Genomic DNA, 12,517 nt, shown 5'->3' on the forward strand with positions numbered 1-12,517 from the left:
GCGGGTGATCAGGGCGCACTGGACCATCGAGAACCAGCAGCATTGGTTGCTCGACGTCGCCTTCGGGGAAGATCGCATCCACACTCGATCCGACCACTGCGCCGAAAACCTTGCCCTGCTACGCCGGCTCGCCCTCAACCTGCTCCAGCACGATCCTGCCAAACTCTCCATCCGCGCCAAAATCAAACGCGCTGGCTGGAGCAATGGATACCTCTCATCGCTTCTCGCTCAAATGCGATAGCCCTGCCCTGAAGGGGAGGGGCTTTAGAAGTTACGCGTCGATCGATGTTCCCAGTGCGGCGTTCACCAGGCCGCCGTCGACGGTGATCGTGTCGCCCACCACATAATCCCCGGCCCGGCTGGCGAGGTAGATCGCGGTGCCCGCCATGTCCTCGTCGACGCCGATGCGCTTTGCCGGGATGCCCTTGGCGATCGCGTCGCCATGGTCGCGCGCGGCCTTGTTCATCTCGCTGGCGAAGGCGCCGGGCGCGATCGAGGTGACGTTGATCGAATCCGTGATCAGCCGCGCGGCCATGCGCTTGGTCAGGTAGATCAGCGCCGATTTCGACGCGTGATAGCTGTAGGTTTCCCAAGGGTTGAGCCGCTGGCCGTCGATCGAGGTGATGTTGATCACCTTGGCCGGGCGATCCCGGCTGGCCGCCGCCTTCAGCGCGGGGTGGAGCGCCTGGGTGAGGAAGAAGGGCGATTTCACATTGAGGTCCATCACCTTGTCCCAGCCTTTTTCCGGGAAGTTCTCGAACGGCTCGCCCCAGGCAGCGCCGGCATTGTTGACGAGGATATCGAGCTTGTCGGTATGCTCGGCGAGTTGGGCGGCGAGCGCCTTGCAGCCGGCGACGGTGGAGACGTCCTGGGGCAGGGGGATACACTTTTCCCCCAGTTCCTTTGCGGTCTCGAAGCATGCCTCGGCCTTGCGCGAGGAGATATAGACGGTCGCGCCCTGGGCGATGAAGCCGGCGGCGATCATCTTGCCGATACCGCGCGAGCCGCCGGTGACGAGGGCTGTGCGGCCATCAAGGCGGAAGAGGTTGGTGGTGTCCATTCGAATTCTCCTCCCCCTCTCGCTTGCGGGAGGGGGCAGGGGGTGGGCTCCCGCTCTCCGCATAGTCTATCGATTGAGGCAGGCCGCGAGCCCACCCCCGGCCCCTCCCGCAAGCGGGAGGGGAGGAAGAAGGGCTAACCGCCGCGCTTGATCGTCTCTCGGGCGATGATGAGTTGCTGGATCTGGCTGGTGCCTTCGTAGATGCGGAACAGGCGCACGTCGCGGTAGAGGCGCTCGATGCCGTAATCCGCGATATAGCCCGCGCCGCCGAAGATCTGCACCGCGCGGTCGGCGACGCGGCCGACCATCTCGCTGGCGAAATATTTCGCGGCGGCCGATTCCATCACCACGTCCTTGCCGGCATCCTTGGCCGCGGCGGTTTCCAGAACCAGCGCACGGGCGGCCAGCGCCTCGGTCTTGGAATCCGCGATCATCGCCTGGATCAGCTGATGCTCGGCGATCGGCTTGCCGAACTGCTTGCGGTCGCTCGCATAGGCGACGCTGTCGGCGATCAGCCGCTCGGCCACGCCGACACAGACCGCGGCGATATGCAGCCGCCCGCGATCGAGCACGCGCATCGCGATCTTGAAACCCTCGCCCTCGGCACCGAGTATGTTGGCGGCAGGCACCGGCACATCGTCGAAGATCACGTCGGCGACCTTGGCGCCCTTCTGGCCCATCTTCTTTTCGGGCTCCCCGATCGACAGGCCGGGCAGGTCGCGCGGCACGAGGAAAGCGGAGACGCCGCGACCACCGGCTTCCTCGCCGGTGCGCGCCATCACGGTGAACAGGTCGGCCTTGTCGGCATTGGTGATGAAGCGCTTGGTGCCGGTGAGACGATAGACGTCGCCGTCCTTTACCGCCTTTGTCTTCACGCTGCCCGAATCGCTGCCGACATCGGGCTCGGTCAGGGCAAAGCTGGTGACGATCTCGCCGCTGGCGATGCGGGGCAGCCAGTGCGCCTTCTGCTCGTCCGAGCCGGCCATGACCAGGCCCTGGCTGCCAATACCGACATTGGTGCCGAAGCTCGAGCGGAAGGCGGGCGTGGTGCGCCCGAGCTCGACCGCGACGCGCACTTCCTCGCTCATGGTAAGGCCGAGGCCGCCATATTCCTCCGCGATCGAGAGACCGAAAAGGCCCATGTCGCGCATCTCGCCGATCACGTCGGCGGGGATCGCATCGGCTTCCTCGACCACGGCTTCGAGCGGGCGCAGCCGCTCGGTGACGAAGCGACGGACCATGTCGATCAGGGCGTCAAAGGTTTCGGGATCAAGGGCCAAGGCTTCGGTCTCTCCATCGTCATGCCGGACTTGTTCCGGCATCCATCTCTCCCCCGGCGTCAGCGCGTGAGGAGGGATGGACCCCGGAACAAGTCCGGGGTGACGGTTGGTAGTGAAGGCCGCGTCGTCCCGCAAGCATGCGCAAACCCGAAATTCCAAAAAGGCCGCATTGACCGGGTCGAACCCCATACTATGCTGACCAAAACCAGAATGGAGGAGGATGTGATGCGCTTTTCAGGCAAGCGCGCCGTGGTGACCGGCGGCGCTTCGGGGATCGGCCGCGCGACGGCGCTGAGGCTGGCCGAGGAAGGCGCGGAGGTATGGATCGGCGATATCGACGAGGCCGGCGGGCAGGAGGTGGCGGACACCTCCAACGGGCGGATCCGGTTCAGGCGTACCGATGTGATGCAGGTCGAGGAGATCGCCGCCCTGATGGCCGCGGCCGATGCGGCAGGCGGGCTCGACGTTGTGTTCAACAATGCCGGTGCCGGCGGATCGCGCGATCCGATCGGGGAGATCTCGGCCGAGGACTGGGACCGGACCCAGGCGCTGCTGCTGCGGTCGGTCGCGATGGGCATCCGGTATGCAGCACCATTGATGGCCGCGCGGGGCGGCGGGGCGATCGTCAACACCGCCTCGATCGCCGCGCTGCAAACCGGCGCCGCGCCGACCGCTTACTCAGTGGCGAAGGCGGGCGTGCTGCACTTGACGACCATGGCCGCGGCCGATCTGTCCCGTCACAATATCCGGGTAAATGCCGTGTGCCCGGGCTTCATCACGACCAACATCTTCACCTCGGCGCTCGGTATCGGAGGCGAAAAACGCGACATGGCCAATGGCATGATTCGAGGTATAGCGGCGCATGCCCAGCCCCTGCAGCGCGCCGGAACCCCTGAAGATATTGCCGCCGCGGTCGCCTATCTGGCGAGCGAGGATGCGCGCTTCGTCACCGGCACGCACATCACGGTCGATGGCGGCATGACGATCGGTCCGCGCCATAGCTGGGACGCCGATGCCCCATCGATGTTCGCCGCGCTCGAGAAGTTCGCGTCTTGAGTCCAGGTCCTGCCGGCTCGCTGATCGCTGCGCCGCCGCCGCGCACGCTCGGCCCGCGCAGCCGCTGGTCGTTCGGCATCGGGTCGATCGCGTACGGCGTGAAGGACAATGGCTTCGCGACCTTCCTGCTGCTGTTCTACAATCAGGTGATCGGCCTGCCGGCGAGCACGGTCGGCATCGCCATCATGTGTGCGCTGGTGGTCGAGGCGTTCGTCGACCCGGCGGTCGGCTATCTGTCGGATCATACGCGCAGCCGCTGGGGGCGGCGCCATCCCTGGATGTACGCCTCCGCCCTGCCGGTCGCGATCGGCTGGCTGCTGCTGTGGAACCCGCCGCACTGGTCGGAAACGGCGACGCTCTTCTACGTGTTCGGCAGCGCGCTGCTGGTGCGGATCGCCCTGTCGGCATTCGAGATCCCTTCGTCCGCGCTCGGGCCGGAACTGAGCTCCGATTATGACGAGCGGACCCGGCTCTTCTCCTATCGTTACCTGTTCGGCTGGGGTGGCGGGCTGGCGATGCTGTCGCTCGCTTATGGCGTATTCCTGGTGCCGGACGCGACCCATCCGAACGGGTTGCAGAATGCCGATGGCTATTCGCGCATGGCGTTGTTCGCCGCGATCGTCATGGCGCTGTCCATCATCGTCTCGTCGGTCGGGCTGCATCACGAGATCAAGCATTTGCCCAAGGTGGCGAAATCGACCGAGAGCTTCCGCCAGCATTTCGCCCAGTTCCGTGCGACCGTGTCGAACAGGGCGTTCCTGATCCTGATGGCGGCGGGCGTCTTCGCCTATACCGCGCAGGGTGTCTCCTTCGCGCTGTCCAATTATCTGTACACCTATGTCTGGCAATTCGAGGGGGGCGACTATCAGTGGCTGTCGCTGGCGCTGCTGATCGGTGCGGTCGGCGCCTTCTTCATCGCGCCGATGCTGACAAAAGGCGGCAACAAACCGCGCGTCGGCATGATCCTGTCGTTCGTCAGCGTAACCCTGCTCGTCGGCCCGTATGTGCTGCGGCTGCTCGGCCTGTTTCCCGAGCCGGGCTCGCCCCTGATGCTGCCGATCCTGCTGATGATCTTCATGGTCAACACCGCGTGCAGCGTGGGCGCCTTCATCCTGGGCGCGGCGATGCTGGCCGATGTGGTCGAGGAATCGGAGACGCGCACGGGCAAACGGTCAGAAGGCGTCTTTTTTGCCGGCGGCTTCTTCGTGCAGAAGATGGTCGGCGGGCTCGGCATCTTCATGGCCGGGGCGATCCTGGCCTTTGCCGCTTTCCCCGCCGCAGCGAAGCCGGGCATGGTGCCGGCCGCGACGATCGACCGGCTGACCATCGTGTTCGTCTGCCTCGAACTGCTGTTCTACGGTCTTGCCGGGCTTTGCTATGCCCGCTTCCCGTTCGGCCGGGCCGAGCATGAGGCGCGGCTGGCGCGGAGCACGGCGGCGGCGGAACGCGAAGGCGCGCCGCACGCGCCCTGAACAGGACGTTCGATCGAATATCGTCCCCCGACGATCGTCGGGGGCCTGGATCTGGGGGCGATATCCATGATTCTATTGGGAAAGCGACGAATTTGCGACGACGCACGACCTTTGGCGCGCCGTTCGGCGTGCATCGAAGGGCAGTCATCGTCCCGTAAACACGGTTCGTCCTAAAAGGTTCCATTCGCCGCTACGCCGGGGTTCCCCATGCCGGCCGGACCTGCTTTTAGAAGCTCACGAGTTAGCGGGACCTGAGGGGGCCACATGAATTTTCGGGCGTTTGCAGCGCGTTTTGCGCTGGTGGCTTTGTGCGGCCTGATCGCAGCGACCCCGGCGTCGGCGCAGTTCTGGCAGTGCGCCCCGTACGCCCGCACCATCTCCGGCATCGAGATTCACGGCAACGCCAATACCTGGTGGGGCCAGGCAGCCGGTCGTTATGCCCGCGGCCATGCACCGAAGGTCGGCGCCGTCCTCGCCTTCTCCTCGACCGGCCGCATGCGCCTTGGCCATGTCGCGATGGTGAGCGAAGTAGTCAGCGATCGTGAAGTCCTGCTGACCCATGCCAACTGGTCGCGTCGCGGCGGTATCGAGCGTAACGTCCGCGCGGTCGATGTATCCGAGGCCGGCGACTGGAGCATGGTCAAGGTGTGGTACGGCCCGAATGGCGGCTTGGGCACCAGCGCCTATCCGACCAAGGGCTTCATCTATTCTGACCATGCCGCCGACAACGGCGTCGAGGACGACACCCAGCAGCCGCTGGCGACTGTGACGATGGCGTCGCTCGGCATGTCGGACGAAATCAGCTTCTAAACTTCTTTCCTTCTCCCCTTGCGGGAGAAGGTGGCCCGAAGGGCCGGATGAGGGGGGAGCGCGGCTCAAGACACTTGCGAGTGTCCCCCTCACCCTTCCCACGCCTTCGGCGCGGGCCCAGCGCCGGGTCGGTCATGCCCCCGGCATGACCTGAATAGCGCGGGGCGCTGTTCACCCGAAGCTCCTCTCCCACAAGGGGAGAGGGAGTTCAGGTCAGGCCTTCCCCGGCTGGAACGTCATCGCGACGCCGTTCATGCAGTAGCGCTTGCCCGTCGGCTTCGGCCCGTCATCGAACACATGGCCCAGATGCCCTCCGCACCGCCGGCAATGAACCTCGGTCCGTGCGAAGCCGAGCGTGCGGTCCTCGCGGGTACGTACCGCGTTCTGCAGTGGCGCCCAGAAGCTCGGCCAGCCTGTGCCGCTCTCGAACTTGGTCTTCGACGAATAGACCGGCAGCGCACAGCCCGCGCAGGAGAAGATGCCGGCGCGATGCTCATTGTTGAGCGGGCTGGTGAAGGGCGTCTCGGTCGCCTCATGGCGCAGCGTGCGATAGGCGGCGGGGGAGAGCTTCGCCTTCCACTGCGCATCTGTCATCGTCACTTCGAACTTTTCGGGCGGTCCGGCTGACGCGCTACCGCGGCATCCGAACAGGGCGAAGGCGGCGGCGCTGGTGCCCGCAAGGGTCAGGAAGCTGCGGCGGTCTGGGGTCATGATCGTCCTCGAAGAGGTGGTGAAGCCTATGTAGGTACGCGGGGCGGGGGCGACGAGATGTACTCTTTTTTCCCTCTTCCCCTGTGGGAGAGGGAAAGAAGGCATCGGCTCTTGTTCGCCGCATCAGTGCGCCGGGTTACGGGCGCCGCTCAAAAAAAATCGCACCCCCATGTCACACTCGCCGGGGCTATCCCGTCATGTCTGCATACGTGCATGGTGCACGCCTGGAGACAGACAATGACCTCACGTTTGCGCAACGTCCATCTGCTCGCTCCCGAGAGCGTGCAGGCGATGATGGCACTGGAGGCAAGCTTCGACTCGTCGACGCTCGAACCCGTGCTGCGGAACCTGGTGAAGCTGCGCGCGTCGCAGATGAACGGCTGCGCCTACTGCATCCACATGCATTCGACTCATCTGCGCGAGGCGGGCGAGAGCGAGATGCGGCTGTACATGCTGCCGGCCTGGCGCGAGTCGACCCTGTACAGCGATCGCGAGCGTGCGGCGCTGGGCTGGACCGAGTCGCTTACCCGCCTCACCGAAACCGGCGCGCCGGATACGGATTACGCGCCGATCAAATCGGTCTTCACGGATGTCGAGCAGGTCCAGCTGACCATGCTGATCGGGGCGATCAACGTGTGGAACCGGCTGCAGGTGGGCTTCCGTTCGCCGCATCCAGTGGAGCGTGCCCCAAAGGACCCTACCCGTGTTGCCGCCTGACCCGGCGGCTTCGGTGTTCGAGGCGCAGCGGCCGCGGCTGCTGCGTCTCGCCTATCGCATGCTCGGCTCGGTATCCGAGGCAGAGGATGTGGTGCAGGATGCGTGGTTGCGCTGGTCGCGGGTCGAGGAATCGGTCGATGTGCCGGCCGCCTATCTCACCCGCATCGTCACGCGGCTGTGCCTCGACCAGATGCGCTCGGCACGGGCGCGGCGGGAGACCTATTATGGTGCGTGGCTGCCCGATCCGCTGGTCGGATCGACCGAGGACGAGCAGGCCGACGACCTGACCTTGACCCTGATGCTGGCCCTCGAACGCCTCTCACCGCTGGAGCGCGCCGCCTTCCTGTTGCACGACGTGTTCGGCGTCGCGCTGAGCGAGGTGGCGGGCACGCTCGACCGCGACGCGGCGGCCGTCCGCCAGATGGCAGTGCGGGCGCGCAAGCATGTGCAGACGGCCCGGCCGCGCTATCCGGTGGAGCAGGCCGAGGCGGACAGGATCGCCCGGGCTTTCTTCATCGCGTCGCGCGACGGCGATGTCGCTGCGCTGCAATCGATGCTGGCGGAGGATGTCGCGATCCATTCCGACGGGGGCGGGCGGGTGCTGGCGTTTCGCAACCCGATCCTGGGCGTCGCCAAGGCGCTGCGGCTGTTCGCCGGGCTGGCGCGCAAATATGTCTATCGGCCGGTCATGTTGAAGCCGGTCTTGATCGACGGGCTGCCCGGTTATGTCAGCATCGACCGAGGCCAGATATTGCAGACCACCGCACTCGAGATTCGCGAGGGGCGGATCGCGGCGATCTACATCATGCGCAATCCCGACAAGCTCGGCCATGTCGCGCGTGCCTTCGACCAGGGCCATGCCGCCTTTCCGGGAGGACGATGATGCGGGGCACGATTCCCATTCTCGCCGCCATTCTGGGGGTAGGGGCGGTGGCCAATGGCCTGATCATGCTTGCCGTGCCCGCCGACTGGTATTTCGCGGTGCCCGGCGTCACCACCACGGGCCCGTTCAACCAGCATTTCATCCGCGATATCGGGCTGATCTTCGTGCTGATCGGGGTCGCCTTTATCTGGGGCGCCGCACGGCCCGTGATGCGCGTGCCTTTGTGGGGCGCGGCGAGCTTCTGGCTTGCCGGGCATGCGCTGTTTCATTTGTGGGAAGTGGCGGCCGGGATCTGCGGCACTTCTGCCATCGCGCGGGATTTCCCGGCGGTGACATTGCCGGCGATCATCGGGATCGGGCTTACGGTTTGGGCGATGCGGGATGCCCGGCTCGGTCGCTATCCCGTCGAGTCCGAACGGAATCGGGCTTCGCCGATCTGACCGGCGTTGCGACGCGCAAAACGGACTACCAACGCCGCGATGGCGGCGGTTGCGATAAGGGACAGCGCGGGAAAGACGAGGTCAGACGGCTGATCGAAACCATCGCCGAGCGAGTAGGCGGCTGCTAAGCCAGTGACGACCACGACTGCGCCGCCACTCCAGGCCGCGGATGGCTCTGCGAGTGGGGAACTCCTCTCGCCAAGTTTCATTCTTGCAAATGACCAGGCGAGCGAAACCACGAAGACGCTCCCGAACGCGATTCTTTCGAGCCTGTCGATTTCCGGAATGCTCGGCTCGAGATGCATCTTGAGATAGAACAGGACAGCCCATGAGCCGCAGAGGAACGTTGTAGCTCCCTTAGCGATGCCTTTAACTCCTTGCCACATCTGCGCGCCCCCTTTTCACGCGCGTACTATGTCAGCGAGGATGTCCTCCGCCTAGTATTTCGAGATCTCCACCGGCAGCTTGCGATAGCCGTGCACGAAGCAGGCAGCCACACGCTCCGGCTCGCCGAGTACGTTCACCCGCATGCGGCGCCTGGCCATTTCCTCGAGCAGCGTGGCGATCTGTAGTTCCGCCAGCCGCGCGCCGACGCAGCGGTGGATGCCGTGGCCGAACGCCAGGTGCCGGCGCGCATTGGGGCGGTCGACGATGATCTTGTCGGCGTTCTCGAACACGCTCTCGTCGCGATTGGCCGAGAGATACCAGAGCGCGAGCTTGTCGCCGGCCTTGATATGCTGCCCTTCCAGTTCGGTGTCCTCGGTCGCGGTGCGGCGCATATGGGCGAGGGGGGTCTGCCAGCGGATGATCTCCTGCACGGCATTATGGATCAGCGAGGAATCGGCCTCCAGCCTGGCGCGCTCGTCCGGGAACAGGTCGAGGCCATAGGCCGCGGCGGTCATCGAATTGCGCGTCGTGTCGTTGCCGCCGACGATCAGCAGGATGAGGTTTCCGAGGAACTCCATCTGGTCCATCTCGGCCATCGCGTCCGAATGCATCATCATCGAGATGAGATCGGGCGTCGGCTCCTTGCCGAGTTTCTGGTTCCACAGATTCTGGAAATAGCCGCCGCATTCATACATGTGCTTCAGCCGTTCGAGGCGAAGCTCCTCGGTCTTCACCAGCTCGATATCGCCGGCCCAGTCGGACCAGAAGGTCAGTTTCCGCCGGTCCTCCCAGGGGAAGTCGAACAGGATGGCCAGCATCTGGGTGGTCAGCTCGATTGAGACGGTATCGACCCAGTCGAATTCCTTGTTCCATTCGAGGCTGTCGAGGATTTCGGCGGTACGGGTGCGGATATTGTCGGTGAGGCGGACCATCTCGCTCGGCGTGAACGCAGGCGCGACGGTGCGGCGCTGGCCGGTATGCTTGGGCCGGTCCATCGCGATGAACATCGGCATGCGCACGTCGGTCGGCGAATTCTCGATGAAATCGGCGAGCGTGATGCCGCCGGCCTGGGACGAATAGAGATCGGGCAGCGATTCGACCTGGACGATCGGCTTGTAGCTGGAGACCGACCAATAGGGGCCGAAGCCGGATTGCTCGACATAATGGACCGGCGATTCGGCGCGGAGCTGGCGGAAAGGTTCCTGCCATATATCATCGCGATAGAGCTCCGGCCGGCTCACATCGAGCGGATCGATCGCCGTTTCGACCGGATGTAGCGCCTGTGTCGCCATTTTTTGCTCTCCTTTGGTTGTAGGAGAGCCTTAGCTGACATCTATGTCAATAGCGTTTTGCAACGGGATTCGGTGGGGCGGTGGTTTGCGCAGGTCGACTGATCGCTGCTGAACCGCATCATCGATAACGCGAAACAGACAGCCTGAGCACCTTCCCGGCCTTCGCCGGGGAAGGAAAGGGCGGTATGCCCCGACTGCGATCAGCGCCCGATCAGCCCCTTCCAGTTGATCTTGCCGCTCCCCGACTGAAGCACGCCGCGGCGGAAGGCGCGGGCGGCGACGGCGATGACGATCGCAACCCACAATGCCTGCCAGGCGAGCGCCGCGACATGCGGCCAGATTTCCGGCGAGTTCGCCGCGCGGCCGGCCATCGCATAAGGCGAACTGAACGGAAAAAGCTCGACCGCCGTCGCCAGCCAGCCGTCCGGGTGCGATACCGCCTGGACCGACAGGCCGAAGATCAGGATCTGCAGGACGGTGATCGGCAGCGACAGGAGCTGAAGTTCGCGGGGTGTGCTCGCCTGGGCGCCGACGCCCATGAACACGGCGCCGAGCAGCATATAGGCCATGGCGAAATAGAGCACGAACAGCAGCGAGAAGACCGGCATGCCGACCGCCGGCCCGATGTCGTGAAACGCGGCGCCGAGCCCGCCCGGCACCAATATGTCGATCTGGCTGGCCAGCGTGCCCCAGAAGCCGATGAACAGCAGCGCCGATCCGAACATGCCGATCAGCTTGCCGAAGAACACCGCCTCGAGCGGCACGGCGGCGGCGAGGATCTCGACCACCTTGTTGCTGCGTTCCTCGGCCATGGTGCCCACCGCCTGGCCCGCGAGGAACAGCGTGAGGAAGAAGATGCCGAACACGGCGAAGAAAGCCGAGCGCTTGTTGCCGGTCGGCGTCGGCGCGGCACGGGCGATGGAGGTCAGCGTCGCCTTGCTCAGCGCGTCGGTGCCGCTCCTTTCCATGCGCAGCGTTTCCTCGGCGAGCTGGGCGAGGAAATTGGCGTCGCGGCGGCCGAACCCGCCATAGAGGATCGTCGGTCGCGTCAGGTCGCCATAGAGCGCGGCCGAGGCATCGCTGCCCCGGTCGCTGAACGCGACATGGGCCTGGCCGGCCGGATTGTCCGTGGGCACCTGCATCACCAGCGCCGGCGGGCTGTCGTCGCGGGCGTAGAGCTGGCGCAGGCGCTTGTCGGCGGCGCGCATCGCCTCCTGCTGCGCCGGGTCGACGATCGCGACGATGCTTGCCTTCTCGACCGAGGCACTGGTGACCGACGACGCGCCAAGGCCACCGATCAGGCCGAAGGACAGCATCAGCACCGGCGTGAACAGGAACACCAGGAACATCGGCGTGAACACGGTCGCGACGAAATCGCGCCGCGCGATGGTCAGCGTCTGGCGGATCAGGCGGCGGAGATTGCCGGGCGGGGGCGTGCTCATGCTGCGTCCTCCCCGTCAGCGGCGGGTTCGTCCTTCAGCGCGTCGGGCCCGACGATACGCACGAATGCGTCGTGCAGGCCGGGCCGCTCCATCGACAGGCCGGATATGCCGAACCCTCCGTCGATCAGTCGCTTCAATATGTCCTCCACCCCGCCGGCCGGCACGATGAAGCGCCAGCCATCGCCGTCGCGTTCCGCATCGGGCGGCAGCAGCGCCTGGATGCCGGCCCCGTCATGATGCGGCACATACTGCGCCCGCATCGGCAGCATGCCGCGCGCGTCGGCCACCGTGCCCTCGAAGCGGCGCTTGCCGCCCGCGATGATCGCCAGCCGGTCGCACAGCCGCTCGGCATGGGCCATGACATGGGTGGAGAAGAGGATGGTCGCGCCGCGATCGCGCTGGGCGACGATCAACGCCTCCAGCCTGTCCTGGTTGACCGGGTCGAGGCCGGAAAAGGGCTCGTCCAGCACCAGCAGGTCGGGTTCGTGCACCACCGACCCGAGCAGCTGGACGAGCTGCGCCATGCCCTTGGACAATTTGCGGATCTTGCTGTCGACGGCGTGGCCGAGGCCCGCACTCTCCATCAGGGCGACAGCGCGCTTGCGCCCGGTCTTCAGGTCGAGGCCGCGTAGCGCCCCCATGAAGGCGATGGCGTCCTTCGCCTTCATCGCCGGATAGAGGCCGCGTTCCTCTGGCAGATAGCCGACCCGGTCGCTCACCTCGCGCGGGCGTTCATGGCCGAGCAGGGTGCGGGTGCCGCCATCGGGCTCGATGATGCCGAGCAGCATGCGCAGGGTCGTCGTCTTGCCCGCCCCGTTCGGACCGAGCACGCCGTAGATCAGCCCCCTGGGCACCGCGATATCAATGCCGTCGACGACGCGGCGGTCGCCGAATTTCTTGACCAGTCCGGTGGCGCTGATCGCCAGATTGTCGGTTATCAAGGCTTACCTTCCGTTCGTCCGGTTCA

Annotated in this window: 14 protein-coding genes; 7 read left to right on the forward strand and 7 right to left on the reverse strand. The window is 65.4% G+C overall.

The annotated features are described in order from the left end of the window. The coding region (locus AC1DT7_RS20825; RefSeq protein WP_478036687.1) for a transposase at nucleotides 1-241 on the forward strand (241 nt) is incomplete at its 5' end. A gap of 30 nt (nucleotides 242-271) precedes the next feature. Here AC1DT7_RS20825 and AC1DT7_RS20830 read toward each other — a convergent pair. Both AC1DT7_RS20830 and AC1DT7_RS20835 read right to left on the reverse strand, forming a co-directional pair. Next, nucleotides 272-1,060 (reverse strand): SDR family oxidoreductase, encoded by a 789-nt coding sequence (locus AC1DT7_RS20830; protein ID WP_478038096.1) that lies wholly within the window; start codon nucleotides 1,058-1,060, stop codon nucleotides 272-274. A 134-nt stretch (nucleotides 1,061-1,194) separates the two neighbouring features. Further along, nucleotides 1,195-2,340 carry an acyl-CoA dehydrogenase family protein gene (locus tag AC1DT7_RS20835; RefSeq protein ID WP_478038148.1) on the reverse strand — a complete coding sequence of 382 codons (1,146 nt, stop codon included), beginning with the start codon at nucleotides 2,338-2,340 and terminating at the stop codon, nucleotides 1,195-1,197. Between the two features lie 225 nt (nucleotides 2,341-2,565). On the opposite strand from AC1DT7_RS20835, the gene AC1DT7_RS20840 reads away from it, so the two are divergent. The 3 genes from AC1DT7_RS20840 to AC1DT7_RS20850 all read left to right on the forward strand — a co-directional run bounded on the left by AC1DT7_RS20840 (nucleotide 2,566) and on the right by AC1DT7_RS20850 (nucleotide 5,678). Further along, nucleotides 2,566-3,396 carry an SDR family NAD(P)-dependent oxidoreductase gene (locus tag AC1DT7_RS20840; RefSeq protein WP_478038097.1) on the forward strand — a complete coding sequence of 277 codons (831 nt, stop codon included), beginning with the start codon at nucleotides 2,566-2,568 and terminating at the stop codon, nucleotides 3,394-3,396. Next, nucleotides 3,393-4,868 (forward strand): MFS transporter, encoded by a 1,476-nt coding sequence (locus AC1DT7_RS20845; protein ID WP_478038098.1) that lies wholly within the window; start codon nucleotides 3,393-3,395, stop codon nucleotides 4,866-4,868. Before AC1DT7_RS20840 ends, AC1DT7_RS20845 begins: the two co-directional genes overlap by 4 nt. A gap of 264 nt (nucleotides 4,869-5,132) precedes the next feature. Beyond that, complete coding sequence (locus AC1DT7_RS20850) at nucleotides 5,133-5,678, forward strand: CHAP domain-containing protein (protein WP_478038099.1); 546 nt, start codon at nucleotides 5,133-5,135, stop codon at nucleotides 5,676-5,678. A gap of 213 nt (nucleotides 5,679-5,891) precedes the next feature. On the opposite strand, the gene msrB is transcribed toward AC1DT7_RS20850, so the two are convergent. Then, on the reverse strand, nucleotides 5,892-6,389 hold the full coding sequence (gene msrB, locus AC1DT7_RS20855; RefSeq protein ID WP_478038100.1) for a peptide-methionine (R)-S-oxide reductase MsrB: 498 nt from the start codon (nucleotides 6,387-6,389) through the stop codon (nucleotides 5,892-5,894). A 237-nt stretch (nucleotides 6,390-6,626) separates the two neighbouring features. On the opposite strand from msrB, the gene AC1DT7_RS20860 reads away from it, so the two are divergent. The 3 genes from AC1DT7_RS20860 to AC1DT7_RS20870 are packed head-to-tail and all read left to right on the forward strand — an operon-like array spanning nucleotide 6,627 to nucleotide 8,429. Beyond that, nucleotides 6,627-7,106, forward strand: a complete 480-nt coding sequence (locus AC1DT7_RS20860; protein WP_478038101.1) for a carboxymuconolactone decarboxylase family protein — start codon at nucleotides 6,627-6,629, stop codon at nucleotides 7,104-7,106. Further along, on the forward strand, nucleotides 7,093-7,989 hold the full coding sequence (locus AC1DT7_RS20865) for a sigma-70 family RNA polymerase sigma factor (protein ID WP_478038102.1): 897 nt from the start codon (nucleotides 7,093-7,095) through the stop codon (nucleotides 7,987-7,989). The genes AC1DT7_RS20860 and AC1DT7_RS20865 overlap by 14 nt, the downstream gene beginning before the upstream one ends. Then, nucleotides 7,989-8,429, forward strand: coding sequence for a hypothetical protein (locus AC1DT7_RS20870; RefSeq protein WP_478038103.1), 441 nt, complete (start codon nucleotides 7,989-7,991; stop codon nucleotides 8,427-8,429). The genes AC1DT7_RS20865 and AC1DT7_RS20870 overlap by 1 nt, the downstream gene beginning before the upstream one ends. Here AC1DT7_RS20870 and AC1DT7_RS20875 read toward each other — a convergent pair. The 4 genes from AC1DT7_RS20875 to AC1DT7_RS20890 form a co-directional block, all read right to left on the reverse strand. Then, on the reverse strand, nucleotides 8,387-8,815 hold the full coding sequence (locus tag AC1DT7_RS20875; protein WP_478038104.1) for a hypothetical protein: 429 nt from the start codon (nucleotides 8,813-8,815) through the stop codon (nucleotides 8,387-8,389). The two genes, AC1DT7_RS20870 and AC1DT7_RS20875, sit on opposite strands and share 43 nt — an antisense overlap. A 51-nt stretch (nucleotides 8,816-8,866) precedes the next feature. After that, nucleotides 8,867-10,108 carry a cytochrome P450 gene (locus AC1DT7_RS20880; RefSeq protein ID WP_478038105.1) on the reverse strand — a complete coding sequence of 414 codons (1,242 nt, stop codon included), beginning with the start codon at nucleotides 10,106-10,108 and terminating at the stop codon, nucleotides 8,867-8,869. A 200-nt stretch (nucleotides 10,109-10,308) separates the two neighbouring features. Continuing rightward, nucleotides 10,309-11,550 (reverse strand): ABC transporter permease, encoded by a 1,242-nt coding sequence (locus AC1DT7_RS20885; RefSeq protein WP_478038106.1) that lies wholly within the window; start codon nucleotides 11,548-11,550, stop codon nucleotides 10,309-10,311. Further along, nucleotides 11,547-12,491: an ABC transporter ATP-binding protein gene (locus AC1DT7_RS20890; RefSeq protein ID WP_478038107.1), complete on the reverse strand. Its 945-nt coding sequence runs from the start codon at nucleotides 12,489-12,491 to the stop codon at nucleotides 11,547-11,549. Before AC1DT7_RS20890 ends, AC1DT7_RS20885 begins: the two co-directional genes overlap by 4 nt. Nucleotides 12,492-12,517: the final 26 nt, after the last annotated feature.

It is taken from the genome of Sphingomonas sp. P3_C6, assembly GCF_056402595.1.

Coding starts and splice junctions, on each gene's coding strand:
- AC1DT7_RS20870 (WP_478038103.1), top strand. CDS start 7,989: ATGCGGGGCACGATTCCCATTCTCGCCGCCATTCTGGGGGTAGGGGCG.
- AC1DT7_RS20840 (WP_478038097.1), top strand. CDS start 2,566: ATGCGCTTTTCAGGCAAGCGCGCCGTGGTGACCGGCGGCGCTTCGGGG.
- AC1DT7_RS20880 (WP_478038105.1), bottom strand. CDS start 10,108: ATGGCGACACAGGCGCTACATCCGGTCGAAACGGCGATCGATCCGCTC.
- AC1DT7_RS20875 (WP_478038104.1), bottom strand. CDS start 8,815: ATGTGGCAAGGAGTTAAAGGCATCGCTAAGGGAGCTACAACGTTCCTC.
- AC1DT7_RS20830 (WP_478038096.1), bottom strand. CDS start 1,060: ATGGACACCACCAACCTCTTCCGCCTTGATGGCCGCACAGCCCTCGTC.
- AC1DT7_RS20885 (WP_478038106.1), bottom strand. CDS start 11,550: ATGAGCACGCCCCCGCCCGGCAATCTCCGCCGCCTGATCCGCCAGACG.
- AC1DT7_RS20860 (WP_478038101.1), top strand. CDS start 6,627: ATGACCTCACGTTTGCGCAACGTCCATCTGCTCGCTCCCGAGAGCGTG.
- AC1DT7_RS20850 (WP_478038099.1), top strand. CDS start 5,133: ATGAATTTTCGGGCGTTTGCAGCGCGTTTTGCGCTGGTGGCTTTGTGC.
- msrB (WP_478038100.1), bottom strand. CDS start 6,389: ATGACCCCAGACCGCCGCAGCTTCCTGACCCTTGCGGGCACCAGCGCC.